22 protein-coding genes, 1 tRNA gene and 1 riboswitch are annotated in these 21,998 nt (G+C 66.1%); of the genes, 11 read left to right on the plus strand and 12 right to left on the minus strand.

Annotated elements, in window-relative coordinates:
- Positions 1-22 precede the first annotated feature (22 nt).
- The 5 genes from ACH488_RS09540 to ACH488_RS09560 all read right to left on the minus strand — a co-directional run bounded on the left by ACH488_RS09540 (position 23) and on the right by ACH488_RS09560 (position 3,955).
- On the minus strand, positions 23-661 hold the full coding sequence (locus tag ACH488_RS09540) for a DUF4232 domain-containing protein (RefSeq protein WP_397323800.1): 639 nt from the start codon (positions 659-661) through the stop codon (positions 23-25).
- 98 nt (positions 662-759) lie between these two features.
- Positions 760-1,473: a YcnI family protein gene (locus ACH488_RS09545; RefSeq protein WP_397323802.1), complete on the minus strand. Its 714-nt coding sequence runs from the start codon at positions 1,471-1,473 to the stop codon at positions 760-762.
- Positions 1,474-1,558: 85 nt separating this feature from the next.
- Positions 1,559-2,176: a hypothetical protein gene (locus ACH488_RS09550; RefSeq protein WP_397323803.1), complete on the minus strand. Its 618-nt coding sequence runs from the start codon at positions 2,174-2,176 to the stop codon at positions 1,559-1,561.
- A 46-nt stretch (positions 2,177-2,222) separates the two neighbouring features.
- Complete coding sequence (locus ACH488_RS09555) at positions 2,223-3,392, minus strand: cation:proton antiporter (protein ID WP_397323805.1); 1,170 nt, start codon at positions 3,390-3,392, stop codon at positions 2,223-2,225.
- 8 nt (positions 3,393-3,400) lie between these two features.
- The gene (locus ACH488_RS09560; RefSeq protein ID WP_397323806.1) at positions 3,401-3,955 is read right to left on the minus strand and encodes an SRPBCC family protein; all 555 of its coding nucleotides are present in this window, start codon (positions 3,953-3,955) and stop codon (positions 3,401-3,403) included.
- 179 nt (positions 3,956-4,134) lie between these two features.
- Between ACH488_RS09560 and ACH488_RS09565 the strand changes: the two genes are divergently transcribed.
- Both ACH488_RS09565 and ACH488_RS09570 read left to right on the plus strand, forming a co-directional pair.
- Positions 4,135-4,545: a peptidoglycan-binding protein gene (locus ACH488_RS09565; RefSeq protein WP_397323808.1), complete on the plus strand. Its 411-nt coding sequence runs from the start codon at positions 4,135-4,137 to the stop codon at positions 4,543-4,545.
- Between the two features lie 132 nt (positions 4,546-4,677).
- Positions 4,678-5,676 (plus strand): TM2 domain-containing protein, encoded by a 999-nt coding sequence (locus ACH488_RS09570; RefSeq protein WP_397323809.1) that lies wholly within the window; start codon positions 4,678-4,680, stop codon positions 5,674-5,676.
- 56 nt (positions 5,677-5,732) lie between these two features.
- Here ACH488_RS09570 and ACH488_RS09575 read toward each other — a convergent pair.
- Positions 5,733-5,822, minus strand: a tRNA-Ser gene (locus tag ACH488_RS09575).
- 115 nt (positions 5,823-5,937) lie between these two features.
- Between ACH488_RS09575 and ACH488_RS09580 the strand changes: the two genes are divergently transcribed.
- The 4 genes from ACH488_RS09580 to ACH488_RS09595 are packed head-to-tail and all read left to right on the plus strand — an operon-like array spanning position 5,938 to position 9,593.
- Positions 5,938-6,945 (plus strand): zinc-binding alcohol dehydrogenase, encoded by a 1,008-nt coding sequence (locus tag ACH488_RS09580; protein ID WP_397323810.1) that lies wholly within the window; start codon positions 5,938-5,940, stop codon positions 6,943-6,945.
- Between the two features lie 3 nt (positions 6,946-6,948).
- A complete protein-coding gene (locus ACH488_RS09585) occupies positions 6,949-7,347 on the plus strand; it encodes a 6-pyruvoyl trahydropterin synthase family protein (RefSeq protein WP_397323812.1) in 399 nt (132 codons plus the stop codon).
- A 1-nt stretch (position 7,348) separates the two neighbouring features.
- Complete coding sequence (locus ACH488_RS09590) at positions 7,349-8,347, plus strand: glycosyltransferase family 4 protein (protein WP_397323813.1); 999 nt, start codon at positions 7,349-7,351, stop codon at positions 8,345-8,347.
- A gap of 31 nt (positions 8,348-8,378) precedes the next feature.
- Positions 8,379-9,593 (plus strand): DNA glycosylase AlkZ-like family protein, encoded by a 1,215-nt coding sequence (locus ACH488_RS09595; protein WP_397323814.1) that lies wholly within the window; start codon positions 8,379-8,381, stop codon positions 9,591-9,593.
- Between the two features lie 34 nt (positions 9,594-9,627).
- On the opposite strand, the gene tadA is transcribed toward ACH488_RS09595, so the two are convergent.
- Positions 9,628-10,164, minus strand: coding sequence for a tRNA adenosine(34) deaminase TadA (tadA, locus tag ACH488_RS09600; protein ID WP_397323815.1), 537 nt, complete (start codon positions 10,162-10,164; stop codon positions 9,628-9,630).
- 22 nt (positions 10,165-10,186) lie between these two features.
- Here tadA and upp point away from each other — a divergent pair, with 22 nt between their 5' ends.
- The 5 genes from upp (at position 10,187) to ACH488_RS09625 (ending at position 13,977) form a co-directional block, all read left to right on the plus strand.
- A complete protein-coding gene (upp, locus tag ACH488_RS09605; protein ID WP_397323816.1) occupies positions 10,187-10,822 on the plus strand; it encodes a uracil phosphoribosyltransferase in 636 nt (211 codons plus the stop codon).
- Between the two features lie 82 nt (positions 10,823-10,904).
- Positions 10,905-11,369: a hypothetical protein gene (locus tag ACH488_RS09610; RefSeq protein WP_397323817.1), complete on the plus strand. Its 465-nt coding sequence runs from the start codon at positions 10,905-10,907 to the stop codon at positions 11,367-11,369.
- A 53-nt stretch (positions 11,370-11,422) separates the two neighbouring features.
- Entirely contained in the window at positions 11,423-11,800 is a 378-nt protein-coding gene (locus ACH488_RS09615; protein ID WP_397323818.1) for a VOC family protein, read from the plus strand.
- A 54-nt stretch (positions 11,801-11,854) separates the two neighbouring features.
- Complete coding sequence (locus ACH488_RS09620) at positions 11,855-12,547, plus strand: HAD-IA family hydrolase (protein WP_397323820.1); 693 nt, start codon at positions 11,855-11,857, stop codon at positions 12,545-12,547.
- A gap of 38 nt (positions 12,548-12,585) precedes the next feature.
- Positions 12,586-13,977, plus strand: coding sequence for a pyridoxal phosphate-dependent decarboxylase family protein (locus ACH488_RS09625; protein WP_397323821.1), 1,392 nt, complete (start codon positions 12,586-12,588; stop codon positions 13,975-13,977).
- Between the two features lie 175 nt (positions 13,978-14,152).
- On the opposite strand, the gene ACH488_RS09630 is transcribed toward ACH488_RS09625, so the two are convergent.
- From ACH488_RS09630 to ACH488_RS09650, 5 genes are all read right to left on the minus strand, one after another.
- Positions 14,153-14,902: a MerR family transcriptional regulator gene (locus tag ACH488_RS09630; RefSeq protein WP_397323822.1), complete on the minus strand. Its 750-nt coding sequence runs from the start codon at positions 14,900-14,902 to the stop codon at positions 14,153-14,155.
- A 293-nt stretch (positions 14,903-15,195) separates the two neighbouring features.
- The gene (locus ACH488_RS09635; RefSeq protein WP_397323823.1) at positions 15,196-17,259 is read right to left on the minus strand and encodes an ArnT family glycosyltransferase; all 2,064 of its coding nucleotides are present in this window, start codon (positions 17,257-17,259) and stop codon (positions 15,196-15,198) included.
- A gap of 2 nt (positions 17,260-17,261) precedes the next feature.
- Positions 17,262-19,388 carry an ArnT family glycosyltransferase gene (locus ACH488_RS09640; RefSeq protein ID WP_397323825.1) on the minus strand — a complete coding sequence of 709 codons (2,127 nt, stop codon included), beginning with the start codon at positions 19,386-19,388 and terminating at the stop codon, positions 17,262-17,264.
- Complete coding sequence (locus ACH488_RS09645) at positions 19,385-20,728, minus strand: glycosyltransferase (protein WP_397323827.1); 1,344 nt, start codon at positions 20,726-20,728, stop codon at positions 19,385-19,387. The genes ACH488_RS09640 and ACH488_RS09645 overlap by 4 nt, the downstream gene beginning before the upstream one ends.
- 218 nt (positions 20,729-20,946) lie before the next feature.
- A complete protein-coding gene (locus ACH488_RS09650) occupies positions 20,947-21,795 on the minus strand; it encodes a hypothetical protein (RefSeq protein WP_397323828.1) in 849 nt (282 codons plus the stop codon).
- 3 nt (positions 21,796-21,798) lie between these two features.
- Positions 21,799-21,982, minus strand: a riboswitch (cyclic di-AMP (ydaO/yuaA leader).
- Between the last annotated feature and the right edge of the window lie 16 nt (positions 21,983-21,998).

Below are 21,998 nucleotides of genomic sequence, written 5' to 3' on the forward strand. Positions count from 1 at the left end.
TGCCCGGGCCGTGGGGTGGAGGTCAGACTGCCTGGAAGGCGGTGATGCTCAGGAGCTTGATGCCCGCGTTGCTGCAAGCATCGTGGGGTTCGGCGACGAACAGGGACGCCGTGTCTTCCGGCGGGTAGATCCGGTAGCCGGCCGCCGCCACCTTGGTGCAGTCGCCGTAGTTCCCGGCCTGGGTGTACCGGAGTTCGGCCCACGCCGCCTTGCCCGGTGCCAGCTCGATCTTGGTGACGGGCGTGGTTGTCTCACGCGTTGCGGGTTCGCCGATCGGTGCCCCGTTGGCATCGGCCGTCAGGGAGACCCCAGCGAAGCCTTCGAGCGTGCACGTGGCCGAACCGGAGTTGGTCAGGATCAGCTTCTCGTAGATGCTGCCTGCTGCGCCGCCGCCGGTGGAGTCCGTGGTGGCCGTGAGCGAGGCCGCCTTGCACAACCCCGGACCTGCGGGTGCTGCGGAGGTTGCCGGCGCCGACGGCGAAGCGGAAGCCGAAGGAGCGGCCGAGGCGCTGGCCGAAGAGGATGCCGACGGCGAAGATGACGTAGGCGGGGCGCTGCTGGTTCCCGCAGGGCTGGGGCTGGGTCCACAGGCGGCAATAAGCAGCAGTGACGCGGCCGCCGTCGTCGTTAAAAGTCCGGTTTTGATGCGCTGAGTCCACATGGGCACCAGCCTTGCCGCGGCCGTGGCACGAGTCAATCGAGCCACGGCCGGGGCGGCGGATTGGCGCCCGGATCGTAATCTTCCGGGCGCCTGGCCAGTTACTTGGACGCCTTGGACCGGCTGAAGAACGCCGCCGCGCCCAGGACCAGGCCGGCAATTCCGGCCAGCATGCCAGCCCAGCTGCGGGCCGTGGAGCCATCATCAGTCACGGAGGACGCCTGCTCCGTGGACACTGTGGCAGCCGCGTGGTGATCGCCCGACGCGTCGGCGGCGGTGATCGCAACCGACGGAGCCGGAGACTTCAGGTCGTGCTCGTTCTGGCCATCCTTGGGGATTTCCGACCAGTCCGTCTGTCCCTGCTCGCACGTCTGCAGCGTGGGGAAGTAGATGGTCTTGCCGGCAGCGTCCGGCAACTTCACGGAAAGGACCAAAGCGTCGCGCAGGTGCGGATCCAAGGGAGTCTTGGCCGTGTAGACGATCTGGCTGGTCCGCTTGGTGATGGATGTGCCGTCGTCGAGCTTCTTGGGTTCCGGGAGGGTTTCGGTGACCTTCTCCACCGTCCAGTTGGGGTTGACCGTGGGCTGGGCGTCCGTCAGTTCCTGCGGCAGGTTGATGGTGACCTTGGTGGTGGCGGAGGTGTCGCAACCGTGCGGGATGCCAAAGGTCACCAGTGCGTAGGAGTTGGCAGCGGTCTTGTCCGGCGTGGCGCCAACATGGGCGGATGCTCCGGCGAGCCCCGCCATCATCAGGGCAGCGGTGCCACCGGCCACGGCGGTTGCGGACAGGGTACGGCGGAGGGTGGAGTTTTTCATGGGATGGCCTTTCAGGGTGCGCCTGGCAGCGGCGCGGGGTACGGGTTTGGAGCCCGTCACCGTGGAAGGCTGGTGCCGGGCGGACTTAAGGGCGTACGACGGCGGCCGGCGGGCCGCGGCGGCTGTCTTGCCTCAGGTTCCGCCAAGGGCGGGGGAGGTAAACGTCAGGTGCGCCGGCGGCGACAGGCGTGGCACCGGCGTCGGGCTTGAAAAGCAACGACGGAAGGGTGACCAGCGGACGAAGCCACGCGGCGAGCTGCCACAAAGCGTCTTCGCCCTTGGCAAGGACAGCGGCGGAAGCCACCGTTGCCATCACGTGCGCGACGAACATCAGGGCGCCGGCCGTGGTGCCAAGCTCGTGCAAGTGGGTGGCCGGATCCACGATGGGCGTCAGGATCTCCGTCCCGGGGTGATGGCCGCCGGCAGGAGCTGCCGCGTCGATCGGGGCCAAAGACATGAAGGCCTGGTGCAACGCCAGTTGGCTGGCACCCAGAAGTGCCGTCATGGCCGCGAAGTTCACCTTGAAACGGGTTGCGAGCGTTGCCGCGAGCCCGGTCAGCGCGATGAGCGCCGCAAGTACCGGAGCCGTGGGGAGCACCCCGCCGCCAAGAATATGGGCTCCTGCGGCCAGCAGGACGACCACCACGGAAAGTGCGCCGGACCGCAGCGCGTGGAAGGGCGACCGGGGCTGCGAAGCGCGCACGGAGTCCTCCCTTTGTTCGGCGGCTGGGTTGGCAACGGCTTTGATTCTATCGGGACTTCGTTGCTGTGCCGCCCTTGGATGGTTTCCTGGCCGATTCTGACGCGACCGCCAGGGGGCCGGCCGCGGCACTGGCAGCAATGGTGATGAGTGCTCCGAGGATCATGGCTGCGCCCTCGCCAGGTTGCAGGAGGTGCAGTTGCGAGCCGATGGTCGCCGCCGCCACCGGGACACCCAGCTGCGACGCCGAGAGGACAGCCAAGGGGAAGGGCTGCCCGAGAAGCCGCGTCGCGGAGTGGACAAGGAGGGTCCCTACGCCGAGGCAGAGGCCCAAGAGAATCATCTGGGGGTTGCTGCCGAGGTCGTTCACGTTCAGTGAGGCCCCAAGCCAGACGAAGAAGACCGGCCCGAGGAAGCCGTCGCTGACTGCGAACAGTTGATGGGCCAGGCGCCGCGGTTCGCCCACTGCCGCCACTGCCAGGCCGAAGGAGAATCCCGCCAGCATCACCGACACGCGCCCCAGGACGGCCAACCCTGCCAATGCGAACAACAAGGCCAACTGGATCCGCAGTTCCAGCGCGAACTTCCTGTCCTCGGAAACGTCGTGGAGGCGCCCGCGCGTGCCGCTGCGCTCGAAGGCGCGGAGTACGAAGAACAGTGCCACGGCGCAGGCCGCCACCGCTGCCGCCCCCAACGCCGCGCGCCCGGCATTGGGCGGATCGACGGCGAGAGGCAGGGCCACGATGCAGGCAATATCGGCAATGGCCACCTGAGCCATCATGGTCAGGACCTTGGGGCCGCCGAGGTTCAAGGAGTCCACGATCGGGAGCACCAGGGCTGCGGAGGAGGAGGCCAGCAGCACAATATACAACGGCGCATGGCCCGTCCCAAAAACAGCCGCCGTGCCGATTCCTGCGGCGACCGCCAAAGCAGCTGCCACTCCGGCCTTGGCTGCGCCACTGCCCAGCGCTGCCCGGATGGCCTTGTCACGGATGGGGACGTGCGTGCCGGCGACGAACATGATCAACGCGAAGCCAACGTCGGCCATCAGGGTGAACGTGGGGTCGCCGGGGTCCACCAGCTTCAGTCCCGTGCGGCCGATGAGGATTCCCGCCAGGAGCTGGCCAAGGACCACCGGCAAGTGCCATTTCCTGGGCAGGGCCAACAGCGGCCCCAGGAGGGCCACTGCCGAGATCAGGGAGAGCTGAAGGAACGTCACCGGCTTCGTTAGTGCCGCCGGGTAAAAGTGGGCCCCGGCGGTGCCGGCACCCTGGCCGGGGCAGTAGTGGAACGACGACGGCGGAGCTCAAGTGCCAGGCTTTCCTCACCGCGCGCCATGGCCCAGTGGTGGTTGGCCGAGAAGGCTGGTTTCAGGAGCCAGCTGAGCCTCCGCAACAGGGGCTTCGCGGTGCTGACCCGCCAGTCATAGGTGATCACAACTTCGGGGCCGTCCGTCTCAAAGGTCCATCTGCCCGTTCCGTTGAGGTCGCCCTTGGCCGTAAGCGCGAAGCCGTGCAGGGTAACCGGCTCGGTGACCGTCAGCCTCCAACGAAGGGTGTAGGGCAGCCAGCCCTTGGTATGGAGGTCGAAGGAGTTGCCGACGCCATCCGGGCTCCTTGTGCTCACCGGCGTGACCTCAAGGTAGACAGCCGGCCACCACTGTTTCAGGGTGCCCGCGTCTCCCAGGACATCCACTACTTCCTGCAGCGTTCCCGCCACGCGCCACACAGTGACGAACTCGTAGTCGGTGCTCTTGCCTGTCCTGCTGGTTGACCCGGCCATTGTTGCCTCCACCGTCCGTGCGGCTCCGAGGGTGTCCTTGTGGCATCCGTGAATAATGTACCGCCGGGCGGCGCGAGGAGTTAGATGCTGGAGCATGAGTTGGGTAGGCCTCCCCATGCCCTCCGCCGGGAGCGCTGGGTTAGCATGGAGCCGAAATTCTCCATCGAAAGGATTTACCCATGCGCAAAACAACCCGACGCGTCACGTTGGCGCTCACGTCTGTGGCGGCCAGCCTTGTCCTCGGCGGCACGCTGAGCGTTGCTGCTCCCGCACCGGCCGAGGCCGCCGGACGTTGCGTTGACTACAACTACAGCTACGGCGGTTACTCCAGCTGTGTCGGCAACATCCAGACCCTGCTGAACGCCTTCCGCACCCGCATCGGTTCGCCGTACGGCACGCTCGCCGTGGACAACTCCTATGGCCCGGCCACCCGCAACGCCGTTATCGGATTCCAGCGCTATTGGGGTCTCCAGGCCGACGGCGTTGTTGGCCCGCGGACGTGGAACATCCTTTGCGCGCCGCAGATGGGGCCCGGCCCGATCAGCTGGTACCCGTACTCCGCCGCGCGTGCATCGGGCTGCAACATCTGATTAGTTCCTGGGCGGGTGAGTTATCCACAGCCCACGGAAGGTGGTTTCGCGCTTCGATGGAACTCCCGGCAGATTGTTAGCGACACACAATCCCTGCTTTGGCGCATCTTGCCGTGCGTCGAAAGGAATTCCATGAGCCACGATCAGCCAAACCCAACTCCGCCGCCGGCCTACAAGCCGCCCGCGGAGTACCAGCAACCACATGGCTACCAGCCGCCGCCCGCGTACCTGGGCGGCGGACAGCCTTATCAGGCACCGCCGGGATTTGAGCCAAACATTCAGCCTCCCGCGCTGTCTGACAAGACGTTCCTGGTGACGTGGCTCCTTTCCCTCTTCCTGGGCGGGCTCGGGGCGGACCGCTTCTATCTCGGAAAGATCGGCACTGGTATCGCCAAGTTGCTGACTCTCGGGGGCTTGGGAATCTGGGCTCTCGTGGACCTCGCCTTCACGCTGCTCAACCTGCAGACTGACAAGGAAGGGCGCAAGCTGGCGGCATATGACCAGCACAAACTCGTTGCCCTCATCGTGTCGGTGGTGCTGGTGGCTGTTGGCCTCTTTGCCGGTGTGGCCCGGACTGCCTCAGCGTTAGCGGATGCCATGGATCCTCCGACTGTTGCTGAAGAGCGCGAACCGCTCGCCAAACCTCTTCCCACCACGTCCAGCTCTCCCAAGGCCAAGACCAATAGCCGCGGCAACCTTGAAATGGCTCTGGGTGATGTGGGGACTCTCAATGACCGCGGTGCCAAGGGTGCTGTCCAGGTCAAGTTCATTGTCAACAGCATCAAGCCGGTGGCCTGTACCAGGCCGTACGCCCGTGCCGCAGAGAACGGCAAACTCCTGGCCGTGGACATCAGCGCTGAGACTACGCCGGAGCTGGCCAACGCTGTGATTCCGAGGTTCGACCTGAGCGGCTACGACTTCAAGTTCATTGGTAAGGATGGCAAGACATTCAACGGTTCCCTGAGCGGACCTGCAACCTACTCGTGCCTTGACGATTCCGAGACGTTTCCCATCTCCGGGATGGGGCCGGGTGAGAAAGCGCAGGGCGTGGTGATTATTGATGTGCCCGCGTCATCGGGAACCCTGATCCTCAAGCCGGCCCTTTCCGGCGGTTTTGAATACAAGTTCTAGCCAAAGCGAAAGGCCCCGGTTCCCTTACAAACAAAGGGAACCGGGGCCTTTCTACGTGGCGGTGACGGTGGGATTTGAACCCACGTTGGCTTTTACACCAAACAACATTTCGAGTGTTGCACCTTCGGCCGCTCGGACACGTCACCAACTGAAATAGGGTACCGGAGGTGGGTGCTGTTCCCCAAAACGGGGCGGCAAGAGTGCCGCAGGACACATGCCAGCTTCCGTCCAGGGCGCCCCGGCGATAGATTCGTAAGTATCATGACTATCTCCGAAGAGCGCACAGCCCCAAACGAGGCCACAGCCTACTGGGTCACCAGGTCCGGGCACGGTGAGCTGCGTCCGGAAACGCTGCCAACGCCGCATGCGGACGAGGCATTGGTCAGGACGCTGTACTCGGGCGTCAGCCGCGGTACCGAACGCGTTGTCCACGAAGGACGTGTCCCGCCCAGGGTTGCCGAGCGGATGCACGCCCCGCACCAGGAGGGCGATTTCCCGGGACCGGTGAAGTACGGGTACTTGAACGTCGGCGTCGTGGAAGCGGGACCACAGGAGTGGCTGGGCAAGACCGTCTTCAGCCTTCACCCGCACCAGGATTACTACGTGGTCCCCACGAGCCAACTCACGGCCGTGCCCGCGGAGGTGCCCGCACGGAGGGCAGTCCTGACCGGCATCGTGGAAGTGGCCGTCAACGCACTGTGGGAAGCCGGGCCGCGCCTGGGCGACCGGGTCGCCGTCGTCGGTGGTGGCCTGGTGGGCGGCGCGTTGGCGACGCTCCTGCGGAAGTACCCGCTGGGTCGACTGCAGTTGGTGGACGCCGACCCGGCCAAGCAAGAGCTCGCGCGGACACTTGGTATCGACTTCGCAGAACCGCAGGAAGCCAGGAACGACTGCGACGTCGTCTTCCACTGCTCCGCCACGGATGAAGGCCTCAAGCTCAGCCTCCAGCTTGCCGGGGATGATTCCGACGTTATCGAGCTTTCCTGGTTCGCGGACAAGGAAGTTACCCTGCCGCTCGGCGAGGATTTCCACGCCCGCCGGCTCACCATCCGGTCCAGCCAAGTGGGCGAGGTGGCCATGCCCCGCCGGCACAGGCGGACCACCTCGCAGCGACTGGAAACCGCGGTAGCAGCGCTGGAGGATCCGCTGTTCGATACGTTCCTGACGAGTGAGTGCGTGTTCCGGAACCTGCCCGGCACGCTTGCAGATTTGTTGGAAAAGCCGGGTGGTTTTTGCCACGTGGTCGCCTATCCGAAGCCGGAGGAGTAAGACATGTTCAGCCTGACCGTCCGACGCCATTTCATGATCGCCCACAGCCTTCCCCGCGAAGCCTTCGGGCCCGCGCAGGGCCTGCACGGGGCAACGTTTGTTGCCGAAGTCTCGTTCCGGCGCGCCAAGCTCAATGGCGACGCCATTGTGCTGGACATCGGCGCTGCCGGGAGCATCCTCGACGACGTCCTGGCGGACCTGAATTACAAGAACCTGGACGAACACCCCGCTTTCACGGGCAAACTATCCACCACGGAAGCCCTTGCCCAACACATTGCCGGGGCAGTGGCAGCCCGGATCACCGAAACTGCCGACGGCAGGGCGCTCGCTGGGATCGACGTAGTGCTCCGCGAGAACCCGGACGCGTGGGCGGGCTTCTCGCTGGAGCTCCCGGGCGACTAGTTTGGACATCCGGCTCATCGTTCCCGGCAACGTCCGCCACGGCTCGGGCGGCAACAAGTACAACGCCAAGCTCGCCGAGCACTTGGAGGCCCTGGGCGCCGCTGTCGAGACGGTGGCGGTCGACGGCGATTGGCCGGTGGGCAGCCCGGCGGACAGGCAGCGTTTCGCGGACGCGCTCGACGGCGGCACAACAGTCATTACCGACGGCCTGGTTGCGAGCGGGGTCCCGGACGAGGTGGCCACCGCTGTTGGTAACGGCGCGAGGGTGTGGATCCTTTCGCACATGGCGCTCGCGGACCACAAAGCGCTTGAAGGAAAGGCGTTGGCGGCGGCTACCGGCGTGATCTGCCCCAGCAACCATGCGGCCGGGGAGTTGCGGGCCAGGCACGGCCACCCCCGGATAGTCATAGCGCGGCCTGGGACGGAGGCTGCCGGGGAAGCCAGCGGGTCAGAGCCCCCGCACATCATTGCTGTCGCCGCCATGTTGCCCAACAAACAGCAGACCCTGATCGTGGAAGCGCTGGCCAGCCTCCGGGATCTGCCATGGACGGCCGCGCTCATCGGTTCGCGGGACGCGGACCCGGGCTATGCCGCTGGGGTGAGGGCCGCCGTCGAACGTCACGGGCTCGAAGGCCGCCTTGCGGTCACCGGTGAGCTCAGCGGGACACCACTTGAACGCCAATGGCTCGCTGCCGACTTGAGCCTGCTCGTCTCGACGTCCGAGTCGTTCGGGATGGTGGTGGTGGAGTCCTTGGCACACGGCGTGCCTGTGTTGGTGAAGGAGGGGACCGGGGCGGTGGAGGCACTGGGCAGCAGTGGCGCTGGGCAAGCCGTAAAGATCACCGGCCCGAGCGAGCTCGCCGAGGCCATCCGTGCCTGGCTCACTGATGAGTCGCTGAGGACTGAGTGGCGCCATGCCGCCATGACGGCCCGCCACACGCTCCCTGGCTGGGATGCCACGGCCCGAACAGTCCTGGATGCCCTCACCACAGGCGCCTGAACTACAAGAATTCGTGGGGCACAATGGGGCCATGACACTCACAGTGCCCGCAGCTGCACCCCTCACTCCCGAGCGACTCCGCGCCTGGGCCTGGCACAAACAGGGACTCGACGGCTCATTGCGTGGCATGACGTCGGAGCAGGTGCTGGACCACGCAGGCTGGGCCCGTTCCGTAGGTGGGGCCAACCCCTATCTGGGGCTGTTTGCCCGCGCCGGAATATCCCGCGAACAGGCCGACCGGGACGTCGCCGACCTGAGGATCCACGAACTTCCTGTTGCCCGCGGCTGCACGTATGTGGTGGGCCAAAGCGACTACGCCTGGGGCCTGCAGGTGGGCCGGGATGCTGCGTTGGCCTCGTTCAAGGTGCTTGCGAGGCTGGGCGTGGAGCGTGGAGAGATCAGCCTGCTGGAAGACGAAGTTGAGCATCTTCTCAAGGACGCCAGCGCCCCCATGGACCCGAAGCAACTCAAGGACGAACTAGGCGATTCCGTCCGCAGCCTCGGCGAGGAAGGCAAGAAGAAGGGTGCTTCCACCACCCTGCCCACGGCCTTGGGACTCCTCCAGGCCGACGGTCGCATCCGCCGGGTGCCCGTCAACGGGCGCCTGGACCAGCAGCGTTACGCCTACACAGCTTGGAACCTGCCGCCCAGCGGAATGGACGACGACGGCGCCCGCCGCCTGCTGCTCGAACGGTACTTGGGCTGGACGGGCGGAGCGACGTTGAAGCAGAGCCAGTGGTTCACCGCGTTCACTGTGGCGCAAAGCAAAGCGGCGCTCGCCGCCGTCGACGCGGTCGAGGTGACCACGGCGGCCGGTGACGTCCTGTGGATGCTGCCTGCCGACGTCGAACGTTTGGCTGCTTTCGAGGAACCGTACGAAGAGCAGATCCAACTGCTCGCAGGCACCGACTCACTGGTCCTCCACAGGCGCAACTCGGCGGACATGTTCGCTGACCAGGACAAAGGCAAGAAGGTGCTGGACACCACCTTGGCCCTCCAGGCCGACCTGCCGGACCACCCCATCCTGGACCGGGGACGGATCATCGGGCTCTGGCAGTATGACCCGGGCAAGGAACGCATCGCGGCATGGACGTTCGAGCCGCCGACGCCTGCGGTAAGGCAGCGGATCGCCGAGGTTGAAGCGTGGATCCGGACCGAACTGGGCGACTTCCGCTCCTTCAGCCTCGATTCGCCGGCGTCGCGCCAGGTTCGGATCGACGCGTTGGACGAGGCTGCCGGTCGCTGAGGCCAGCGGGTCGCAACGTCAGCCGGCAAACAACTCAGGCGGGGGAGCGGTGCTCCGCTGCCGGTACGCGGTGCCCTGCGAAGAAGTCCTTCAACAGTGCAGCGCATTCTTCCTCCCGCACGCCCGCGTAGACCTCAACCCAGTGGTTGAGGCGGCGCTCGCGGAGGATATCGAACACGGAGCCCACGGCCCCGGCTTTCTCGTCCCACGCTCCGAACACGACGCGCCGTATCCGGGCCAGGACGATCGCCCCTGCACACATGGCACACGGTTCAAGGGTGACTACCAGCGTGCAGTCTTCCAAGCGCCACCCGTCGCCGCCCTCACCCAGCTCAAGCGCGTGCCGTTGCAGGGCCGCAGCCGCCTGGCGGATGGCGACAATCTCCGCGTGCGCGGTCGGGTCTCCGTGTGCTTCACGTTCGTTGCGGCCGGAACCCAGCACACCGCCGTCGGGCCCCAGAACCACGGCGCCGATAGGCACGTCGTCCGTTTCCAGCGCCAGCCGTGCCTCATCCAGGGCAAGGCCCATCCAGGCAGTGTGTTCTGCGTGATACGGCTCGGTAGCGCTCATGTCTCAATGATAGTTTTGGGGGATGCGCACACTCGTCGTGGACCACCCGCTGGTCGCTCACAAGCTCACCGTACTGCGGGACAAGAACACACCTTCACCGGTCTTCCGGCAACTTACCGAAGAACTCGTCACCCTGTTGGCCTACGAGGCCACCCGCGAGGTCAAGACCCAGCCCGTGGAAATCGAGACGCCGGTCACCAAGACGGTGGGTACGGCTTTCACCAAGCCCACGCCTCTGGTGGTTCCCATTCTCCGCGCCGGACTCGGCATGCTCGAAGGCATGACCAAGCTGGTCCCCACGGCGGAGGTCGGCTTCCTGGGCATGGCCCGCGACGAGGAAACCCTGGACATCATCACCTACGCCGAGCGCCTGCCCGAGGACCTGACCGGCCGCCAGGTGTTCGTCCTGGACCCCATGCTTGCTACCGGCGGCACCCTTCGCGAGGCCATCAAGTTCCTCTTCAAGCGCGGAGCTTCTGACGTCACGTGCATTTGCCTGCTGGCCGCCCCCGAGGGCCTGTCCAAGCTTGAGGAAGAGCTCGCGGACAAGAACGTCAAGATCGTCCTGGCCTCGATCGACGAGAAGCTTAACGAGAAGTCGTACATTGTCCCTGGCCTCGGCGACGCGGGCGATCGCTTGTACGGCATCGCGGGCTAACTCCAATGCCCCTACCTGCATGATTTAGGGCCGCTGCGTCACGGATCATCACTGACGTGCACCTCTAACTGGGAGGACGACGGTGAAAGTGATCTTGTTCGGGGCTTCATTGATCCCCTGGGCGCTCGGATGCTTCGCCGTCTACGTCACGTCGGCGCAGTTTTCCGGTCTTGGCATTGTCGAGTCCTACCGGACATTTGAGGTCGGATCCAACATAGGCAATGCGCTGTGGTTTGTCTCTTGGACCGGGATCTCGGCGGCGGTTTGCTGGCTTCTCGCTCGAAGGAACGATCCTGGAGCAGTCCGGTCAACGTCATTTGTGCTGTACTGCTACGGCACGCCCGCCGCGCTTCTGATACTTCCGGACGCAGCCATGAGTTTCGCCGTATCGCATGTCCGGGCATTCACAGACGACACGGCCCTGCATTCGCCCGTTGTTGAGTTTCTTGTTGTCAGCGGAGTTGGTGCGCTGGTTTGTGCCGTGGCGCTCTCGGCCTGGGGCGGAATCCGAAAACGGCACGGTGCTGCCCAAGCGTCGGGTCTTTGAGGAAACGTACACACCCCTACCGTTTTCCAACCGGCCCCGTTAGCCTGTGGCGCATGGACTGGAAACTTGAACTGGTGTTTGTCCCTGTGTCCGACGTGGATCGTGCGAAGGATTTCTACGTCAACAAGGTCGGTTTCAACGCCGACTTCGATGAGCGTCCAATGGACGGCATCCGCTTTGTCCAACTGACTCCGCCCGGCTCGGCCTGCTCCATCGCCATCGGTGAGGGCCTGTCCGACGCTCCTCCGGGGACCGCGCCCTCCCTCCAAATCGTGGTCAGCGACATCAACAAGGCACACGAACACCTCAAGTCGAATGGCGTCGACGTCAGCGATATCGACATCCAGGACTGGGGCCACTTTGTGTACTTCGCCGACCCTGACGGCAACAAGTGGGCGATTCAGTACATCCCGCACCGTCAGGACGGCTAGTCACTGTCCCAACGAACAGGTCACCAAACGTGCACTGTGCGGCAGGATGGAAACATGACCCTTCCTGCCGCACAGTCGTCAACAACCCAGCCCCAGACCCTCACGGTCCGCGCCGTCCTCTTCGACATGGACGGCACCTTGGTGGATTCCACGGCAATCGTCGAGCAGGTGTGGCTTGAGTTCGCTGAACGCTATGGCCTGGACTACGAAGAAATCCTCCGGACTTCCCATGGCGTCCAAGCTGGTGACACCGTGCGCCGGTACGCCCCGGCGGGCGCCGACGTGGTTGCCCTCACTGCCGAGCTGGGCGAGATGGAACGCAACCGCACCGACGGCATCGTTGCCCTGCCGGGCGCCGAAGCGCTGCTCGAAGCCCTCCCGGACGACGCCATCGCCTTGGTCACTTCCGCGGACCGCATCCTCGCGGACATCCGCATGCAGGCTGCCGGACTCACCATGCCAACGACGGCGGTCACCGCCGAGATGGTCACGCGTGGAAAGCCGCACCCGGAGGGATACCTCAAAGCCGCCGCGCTGCTGGGCGCGGAACCGGCCGACGTCGTGGTTTTCGAAGATGCACCGGCAGGCATCGCTGCTGCCCGCGCGGCCGGCATGCGCACGGTGGTAGTGGGCGATGCAGGCGGCGAGCTGGAACCCGGCATGTGGCGGATTCCCAACTACTCGGCGGTGACGGTCAAAGCCGTCAAGCACGACGACGGCCGGTACTTCATCACGCTTACGCTGTAACTCTGGTCGGCCCGGTGAACCGGGCGTAGGCTGTGCGCATGTCTGCGTTGCCGGAGGCATACGGTGCTGCCTTGGAGCGTGCCTTGGTGCACGCTACCGATTGGCTCACCTCGGTGCCCACACGTCCAGTCCGTCCCCAGTACGACGCCGATCAGGTTGCCTCAAGCCTCCTGCCGCGGCTGCCCGACGAGCCGTCCGATGCCGCCGAGGTGGTGGATGAACTCGCCGCCTTGGCCGAGCCGGGACTCATGGCCATACAATCGGGACGATTTTATGGGTGGGTCATGGGCGGCACCTTGCCCGCAGCCATGGCCGCCGATTGGTTGGTCTCGGCGTGGGACCAGAACACAGGTCTGCGTTTCGCCACTCCGGCCGCAGCCGCGATCGAAGAGTCAGCCGCTGCCTGGTTGCTTGACCTCCTGCACTTGCCGGCCACAGCCGACGTCGGTTTCACTACGGGCGCCACCACGGCCAACTTCGTAGGGCTCGCTGCCGGCCGCCAGCACCTCATGGACCAAGCCGGATGGGACCTCGAAAGTTTGGGTCTCTCCGGGGCTCCGCGAATCACAGTTTTCGCCGGACGCGAGCGGCACGCGGCCGTGGACCTCGCGCTGCGTTACCTGGGTTTGGGTGCGTGCATTCCCGTTGACGCGGACAAGGAGGGCCGCATCCTGCCGGACGCCCTGGCCACGGCCATGGACCAACAGCCCGGGCCGTCGTTGGTGGTCGTGCAGGCAGGAAACCTTCATTCGGGGGCGTTCGACCCCATGGCCGAAGCGGTGAACCTCGCCCACGATCGGGGCGCGTGGGTCCACGTGGACGGTGCCTTCGGGCTGTGGGCTGCCGTCAGCCCTGTGCTGCGGGAGCGGTTGGCCGGCGTCGAACTCGCTGATTCCTGGGCCACCGACGCACAGAAGACGCTCAATGTTCCCTACGACTGCGGGCTCGCCATCGTCTCCAGCCCCGAGGCTCTGCGACGGGCCTTCAGCATCCACACGAGCTACTTCATCGCAACGGACGCCGGCCTGGGAGATCCGTTCGAGAAAGTACCGGAGTTGTCCCGCCGTGCCCGCGGTATTCCTGTGTGGGCCGCGCTTCGCCAACTGGGCCGCAACGGCGTGATCGCCATGGTGGAGAGGCTCGCCGCCAACGCCCGCGCGCTGGCCGACGGGCTCTCTGCACTGCCCGGAGCCGAAGTGCTCAACGACGTCGTCTTCACGCAAGTGTCCGTCAGTTTCGGCAGCGACGAGCGTACGCGCCGTGTGACGCAACGGCTCATGGCCGAAGGCGCCGTGTGGATGTCCGGTTCGTCCTGGCAGGGACGGGACATCGTACGGATCTCCGTCAGCAACTGGGCTACGGACCCCGATGACGTTGCGACGTCCGTCGAGGCGGTCCGGCGGGCCATGGAGCTGGAACCGGAAGCGTAGGGCCCGTCAAACCCCGAATCCGCGCACCCGTTTCCGCCTGGCGCGTCACTTGTTGGTTGGTGGCGCACCCGTTTCCGCCTGGCGCGTCACTTGTTGGTTGGTGGCGCACCCGTTTCCGCCTGGCGCGCCCGCGACTACGGGAGCGATCGGCGGCAAGGGGTGCGATGGCTTGGCGTTAGCCGCGGGCCTCCTGCAGGTACTTCACGAGTCCGGTCATTTGCTCCGCGCTCCAAGGCAGGTCCGCGCTGATTGACTGGCTGTTTTCCTGCCACGCGGCCCTGGCAGCAACCTTGGTGTCCTCGGTCGAATGGAACATGGACCCGATGCTGTCCCAGTTCCGGACCCACGCTTGGACTGCCGGATCGGACACGGGTGTCTCCGCCGCCACGAAAGCGAGGCCCTCCTGCACCAGACCGGCCCACTGTTCCTTGGCAGCCTCGATCTTTTCGGCACCCAGTTCGTTGCGCTTCCCGGCAAGTTGTTCCCGCTGTTCCGGGGTGAAGTGGTTCTCAAACACTGTGATCATCTCCAACGTGGTCATGAATTGTTCTGTGGTGGGCATGACGGGTCCGTCCATCCGGGCCAGCAGCTCGCCCAAACGGTCCTCGAGCAAGCGGACCTGGCGGGCGTGCTGCTGAACGTGGTCCAACTGCTGTTGCAGGAGCCCGCGAAGGGAAGGCACGTCATCCGAGGATCCCAATGCGTCAGCAATCGAAGCCAAGGGGAGCCCCAGCATTTGCAGTGCCTTGATCCGGTAGAGCCGCCGGACGTCGTCTTCGCCGTAACGCCGATGCCCAGCCGATGTCCGTTCATTCGCGGACAGCAGCCCGATCTGGTCGTAGTGATGGAGTGTTCGAACGCTGACACCGCACGCTGCGGCCAGTTCACCGATGCTCCACGGACCGTTGCCCCTTGTTCCCGTCATGGGAACCACGCTAAATCCTCACGTAACGTCAGGTGCAAGCTCGTTGCTGCGCGCCCGTTTCCGCCGTGCGCCGCAGTTGTTCGTTGGTGGCGCATCCGTTTCCGCGCAGCGCACCCCGGATTATGGGTGTGTGCGGCGGTAAGGGTAGCGCCGGGTGCAAGCTCGTTGGCAGCGCGCCCGTTTCCGCCGTGCGCCGCAGTTGTTCGTTGGTGGCGCGTCCGTTTCCGCCGTGCGCACTCCGGATTACGGGTGCGAAGGGCGGTAAGGGTAGCGCCGGGTGCGGAGAGCTACGGCTATCCGGGCAACTCGTACACCGTGGTCCCGCCGATGGTGGTCGCCTGGTAGTTTGCGGCAACCCACGCTGCGATTTCACTGGAAGCATCCGAACCACCGTTGCCTTGCATGAGCCGTCCACCCATGAAGTAGTGGATCTTGCCGTCCGCCACGAGCTGCTGGAACTGCGCCAGCGTTGGCGAGGGATCGGTACCGTTGAACCCGCCCACCGCCATCACCGGCAGCCCAGTGGCCAGTTGGTACCCGGCGGCGTTGTTGGAACCCACGACGGCGGCCGCCCAGGTGTAGTCGCTGGCGTCGGCTTTCAGGGCGCTCACCAACTCGGACGAGGGCGTCGTGGCGCTAAGCAGCCCACCCATGCCGCCGCCCTGACCGCCACCACCAGCGAAGCCCTGGCCACCGGCACCCTGCTGTGCTGAACCCTGTCCGGTTCCCTGCCCCGTGCCCTGCTGCGAGGTCGGCCTGCGCAGACCCTGTGGTGTCGCATTCCTGCCGAAGCCCGGTCCAAACCCGGCGGTAGTGGCCGGCCCTGCACTCACGATCGCCCCTGTGTGGGGTTCAGCGGCCGTCGCTACCGAGTAGGCCAGCGGGCCGGCGAGCGATACCACGACGGCGAGTCCCGCCGTCGTGCGCGTCAACGCCGGAGTCCAGCGGCCGCTGAGTGCCACGGCGACAGCCAGCAGCACGGCCCCCACCAGGACAACCCAGCGCAACCACGGAAGGAACGTCGGGGTGCGGCCAAGGAGGCTGAAGGCCGTAGCGCCCGCGGCGAACACCGCAGCGCCAAGCAAGAGCGCCACGGGAAGCTGGGAGCGGCGTTGCCACAACAACACGCCACCAAGGCCCACCAGGCCTGCGATCCCCGGAGCCAGCGCCACAGAGTAGTAGGGGTGGATGATGCCCTGCATGTAGCTGAACACCAGTCCGGTCACCAGCAGCCAGGAAACCCACACCATGACCGAGGCGCGGACGGAATCGGTCCGTGGAGCACGCCGTCCGAGCCAGAGCAACGCGCCGCCGAGGATCAAGGCCGAGGGGATCAACCACGCGATCTGGCCGCCGAACTCCGTGCCGAACATGCGCAGCAGTCCCGGCGTACCCCACCCGTTGCCGTCGCCGCCCACACTGCCGGTCTCGTCACCGTTGAGCCGGCCCAAGCCGTTGTAGCCGAAGGTCAGCTCAAGGATCGAGTTGTTCTGGGAACCGCCGATGTAGGGTCGCAGATTAGCGGGGACAAGCTCGACGGCGGCAATCCACCACCCTGCGGCCGCCACCATGGCGCCTCCAGCGGCCAGGAGATGGAGCAGGCGTCGGACGGGCTTGGGCCGGGCGGAGACGAGGTAGGCGAGCGCGAAGCCAGGAACCACCAGGAAAACCTGGAGTTGCTTGGCGAGGAAGCCGAAACCGAGGAACACGCCAGCCCAGACCAGCCAGCGCAGCTTGTTCGCCTGGATGGACCGGACCACGGCGTAGCCTGCGGCGGTCATGAGCAGCACCAGCAACGCGTCCGGGTTGTTGAACCGGAACATGAGGGTGGCCACGGGAGTGAGAGCCAGGACAGCCGCGGCGAGCAGGCCCGCGTAGTGTGCTTCGCGAAGCTTGCCGGTGGCAGGTAGGGCCGCCCGGCGGATGGCGAGGTAGAGGATCCAAGCCGTGGCCACGCCCATCAGGGCCTGGGGGACCAGGATGCTCCACGAACTCAAGCCGAACAAACGAACGGACAGGCCGGTAATCCAGAGGGCTGCTGGCGGTTTGTCCACGGTGATGGAGTTCGCCGCGTCCGAGGAGCCAAAGAACCATGCGATCCAGTCCTGGGAACCTGCCTGGGCCGCGGCGGAGTAGAACGCGTTGGCCCAGCCGGACGCACCCAGCCCCCAGATGTAGAGGATTGCGGTTCCCAGGAGGACGGCACCCAGCTCGAGGCGGTTCCTAAGGAGCCCCGTGGTCTTGGCGGCAGCGCCCTTGGCCCAGCGTGTTCCTCGCCTGCGGAATGCCGAGCGACGGCTTGCGCTCGCCGCCGGATCCTGGCGGGCGTCCATGCGTGGCTTGAAGTACGTTGTCACGGTCAGTTCACCAGCTTGTAGACGGTGGCGCTGCCCACGGTTTGCGCTTCATAGTTGGCTGCTACCCATGCGGCCACTTCGGAGTGGCCGCCCCGGCCGCCACCGCCCGTGCCGCCGCCCATGCCGCCGCCGGAGATGAAGTAACTGATCTGGCCCTTGTCCACCATGTCCTGAAACTGGGCCAGGGTGGGGTACGGGTCGCCGCCGTTCCAGCCACCCAAAGCGATGACGCTGGTGTTCGTGGCGAGTTCCAGGTCTGCCGCCTGGGTTGCTCCGGAGACGATCGCCGACCACTTGGTGGTGGTGGATTTCAGCAAGGCTGTCAGTTCGGCGTTGGCTGTGCTGCCGCCCCCGGCTCCGAAGCCCCCGGCTCCGGGGAAGCCGCCTGCGGCCGCATCCTGTGCACCGTTCGTTGCGTCGGGAACTGCTGCGTCGGGAACCGTTCCGTCGGGAAGCGTGCTGCCCGAGGGTGCTTCGCCAAGACCGGTAGCCCCGCCCAGCCCGTTTTGGGCGCTGCCGAAGTCGCGGTTCCGGCCGTCGCTTCCGGTCCTCGCGCCGAAGCCGCCGCTGGCCGCACCGGCAGGTCCCGACGTCGGAATGGAACCCGAATGCGGGGTCCCGGCGGTGGCAACGGTCCAAGCCCCGGTACCCAGGCCGCCGGCCAGAAGGGACACCACCACGACGGCGGCCGCGGGCAGGCGTCGTAGCGTGCCCTTGAGCGCGGAGGCACCGAGTCGGTCCACCCGGAGCAGCAGGGCTACCGCCGCGAGGACGCCGAGGACCACAACGAGGATGCGGAGCCAGGGCAGCCACGTCGCATCCCGTCCCAGCAGCACGGCCGACCAAAGAGCGCTGCCCAGCACCACAACGGCAAGGATGATCCGCGCGGCCCAGGAGTCGCGGCCGCGCCACAGCTCGACGCAGCCAATGCCGATCAGCGCAGCGATGGCCGGTGCAAGCGCCACGGCGTAGTAGGGGTGGACGATGCCGCTCATGAAGCTGAAGATTCCAGCCGTGACCACCAACCAGCCGCCCCACATCAGGAGGGCAGCCCTGCTCCGGGAAGTGCGGACTTCGCGGCGGGTGAACCACAGTCCGGCCACCAGGAGGATGAGGGCCGCCGGGAGCAACCAGGAAACTTCGCCGCCGAAGCTTGTGCCGAACATGCGGCCCAGGCCGGCTGCGCCACCGAATCCGGCATTGCCGCCCATGCCTCCGCCGCCGCCGGGTATGCCGCCACCGGCTCCGCCTTCGCCAGATCCGGTGATACGGCCCAGGCCGTTGTAGCCGAACGTGAGTTCAAGGAAGCTGTTGCCCTCGGACCCTGCCATGTAGGGCCGTGCCGAGGCGGGGGTCAGCTGGAAGATCGCGATGTACGTCCCGGCAACAGCCACGATTCCCGCTGCGGCTGCAAGGAGGTGCAGGATCCTGTTGCGGAGCGTGGTGGGAGCTGCCCACAGATACGCGAGCGCCAGTCCGGGAACAATCAGGAAGCCTTGGAGCATCTTGCTCAGGAAGGCCAACCCAACCACGGCACCCGCCGCGGCAAGCCACTTCCAGCCCGCCTTCTCGATGGCCCGCGTTGTCAGGTAGGCGGCCAGCACCAGGCACAGCGTGAGCATGGCGTCCGGGTTGTTGAACCTGAACATCAGTGCTGCCACCGGGGTCAGAGCCAGCGCGCCACCGGCGATGAGGCCCGCCGCGGGTCCCGCCACCCGCTTGATCGCCAGGTACAAAAGCCCGACGGCGGCCACTCCCATGAGTGCCTCCGGGACCAGCATGCTGGTGGGGGAGAAGCCGAAGACCCTGCCCACGAGCGCGGGAATCCAGAGGGAAGCCGGTGGCTTGTCCACGGTGATGGCGTTGCCGGCGTCGAGCGAGCCGAAGAACAAGGCCGTCCAGTCCTTGGCGCCGGCCTGGATGGCGGCGGCGTAGAAGGAATTGCCGTAGCCCGTGGCCGCGAGGTTCCAGAGGTAGAGGAAGGCAGTAGCCACCAGGAGCCCGGCGGCTGAGGGGCGGACCCAGCGAGCCTGCCGGCCGAACGCCAGGCGCTGCAACCGTGATTTGGTCTGCTGGGTGGCCACAGGTTCCGCTGCGGCGGCCGTGCCTGGTTGGAGGGCGGTGATCACTTTGCTGCCACCTCCGTGGCCTGGTCGGGCGTCGCTGCTTGCGTAGGGCGGCGGAACACCCACAACCGGAACAGCAGGAACCGGGCCACCGTTGCGGTGAGGTTCGCCCCAACCACGGTTGCCACCTCAACCCAGCGGTCCGGCGTCGTGCTTCCATGCACCAGGGCGAGCGCACCGGAGGTGAGCGCCAAGCCGATGCCGAACACGATCAGCCCTTCGAAGTGGTGCCGTGCGTGGTTGCCGCCGTGGATGCCGAACGTGAAGCGGCGGTTGGCGGCGGTGTTTGCCACGGCGGTGATGATGAGCGCCAGGAAGTTGGCGAGCTGCGGGTCCATGAAACCGCGGCAGAACAGGAAGATCACCAGGTAGGCCACGGTGGACACGGCACCGATGAATCCGAAGCGCACAAGTTGCCCGAACAGGCTGGTGCGCGGCGTGGCCTCGGAGGTCCGTGAGGAAGCGGGGAGTGGTCCGCGGGCCAGGGCGGCACGAAGTTCGGGAACGGGGATGCGGCCGGTGACCAGGTCGCGCGTCAGGCGCGCCATTCCGCGGAGGTCGGCCAGTGCGGTACGTACGATGTCGACGCTTGAGTTGGGATCGTCGGTCCAGTCCACGGGGACTTCATGGACGCGGAGTCCGCAGCGTTCGGCGAGGACCAGCAGTTCGGTGTCGAAGAACCAGGCGTTGTCCAGCGTGTGGGGGAGGATCTGGTGGGCTACGTCCGCGCGGATGGCCTTGAAGCCGCACTGCGCGTCGGAGAACCGTGCACCCATGACGGTGTGCAGGAGGACGTTGTAGCTGCGGGACACGAATTCGCGCTTCGGTCCACGGACTACCCGGGAGTTGCGGGAAAGCCGGGTGCCGATGGCCAAGTCCGAGTGCCCGGAGATCAGCGGGGCCAGCAGTGGGGCCAGGGCGGCGAGGTCGGTGGAGAGATCCACGTCCATGTAGGCCAGCACGGGGGAAGGCGACGCGAGCCAGACCTGACGGAGGGCGTTGCCCCTGCCCTTTTCCTCGAAGCGCATGACGGCAATTTCGGGGAGTTCGCGGGCCAGTCGCTCGGCGATCTTCAGGGTGTTGTCCGTGCTTGCATTGTCCGCCACCGTGATGCGGAAGGAATGCGGGAAAGTGTCCACGAGGTGTCCGTGCAGGCGGCGCAGGCATTCCTCCAGGTCCGTTTCCTCGTTGTGGACGGGAACGGTGACGTCCAGGACGGGAACTGTGGTCCGGGTGTCCACGCGAGAGCGCCGCATCTGCCGGTGGGGCAAGGCAGGAGCGGCGGAGTGCCCCGCATGGGCGGGGTTCGGCAGCGCACTGGTGGCTGGATCTATGAGCGTCATGCATCCAGAGTGGAGCCGCCGATTGTGAGGGCTTTAGGCGGAAGCTGTGACGGGACTGTGTAACTTGGTTGGACGGAAACGTCGCCCGCGCGGCGGCCAGTGGAACGCGAACACCTTGGCGTGGGGACGCGAAAAGCCGCCCCCGGTCCCGCCGTGCGCATCAGTTGGGGTTGCTGCGAACGGCGGGAACAGGAGCGGCTATCGGGAAGCCTCCGGGCTTAGTACCAGTTGTTGGCCAAGTGGAAGGCAAGGGCGGCGGACGGCGAACCGTAGCGTTCCTTGATGTAGTTCAGGCCCCACTTGATCTGGGTCTGGTAGTTGGTCTGCCAGTCAGCGCCTGCCGTAGCCATCTTGGAAGCAGGGAGGGACTGGACAATGCCGTAAGCGCCACTGGAAGCATTGGTGGCAGTGGTCCGCCAGTTGGATTCCTTTTCCCACAGCGTGTTGAGGGCGGTCATTTCGCCCGGGCCCCAGCCGTAGTTGGCCAGGATGCTGGCGGCATAGGCCTTGGCTGCTGCGGGGTCGTCGATTGCCTTGGGGGCAGCTGCGGCGGCTGCAGCTGCTGCTGCCGCCTTGTCAGCGGCGGCCTTTGCTGCGGCGTCGGCGGCGGCTTTCTCAGCTGCGGCCTGTGCAGCGGCAGCCTGGTCGGCTGCGGCCTTCTCTGCGGCAGCCTTGTCTGCAGCTGCCTTGTCGGCGGCGGCCTTCTCAGCTGCTGCCTTTGCGGCCGCGGCCTGGTCCGCTGCGGCCTTGGCCGACGCTGCACGATCAGCGGCAGCCTTTTCCGCAGCTGCGTCTGAAGCAGCATTGGCCTTCGGGTCAGACTGTACGGCGGCTTGGGTCTGTGCGGCCTGGCTCAGTTCCGGCAGGTTGAACGCGGCGTTGGCGGCTTGTCCCAGCGAAGCGACGCCGAGTGCGGCGGCAACAACACCTGCTACGACCGACATGCGGTGGCCGGCCTTGCCCTGGCGCGCGGCGTTCTTCAGAACGGCCTGCGACTTGGTCAGGGGAGCATCGTTTTCGTCGCGATGACGCGCGGAATGGCGCGTCTGATCCTTGAATTCAGACATGTGTGATTACCTCTCAGCGCCTGCGGAGTTAGCTGTCGGGTTCGGATGAGGTCATCCGGCCGCGCGCGTAGCTGCGGCTTCACCCCAAGGGCCGGCGCAATGCCTGGCCCGGAGACTCTGGGTCCCCCGTCTCTGCCTCGATGAGAACGGAACTCCGGGAAGTGGCAGAGCTCGGCGCATCCCGGGTGCGGGCCTCTTGGGGC

It is taken from the genome of Paenarthrobacter sp. NPDC018779 (assembly GCF_044391085.1).
Classification (GTDB): domain Bacteria; phylum Actinomycetota; class Actinomycetes; order Actinomycetales; family Micrococcaceae; genus Arthrobacter.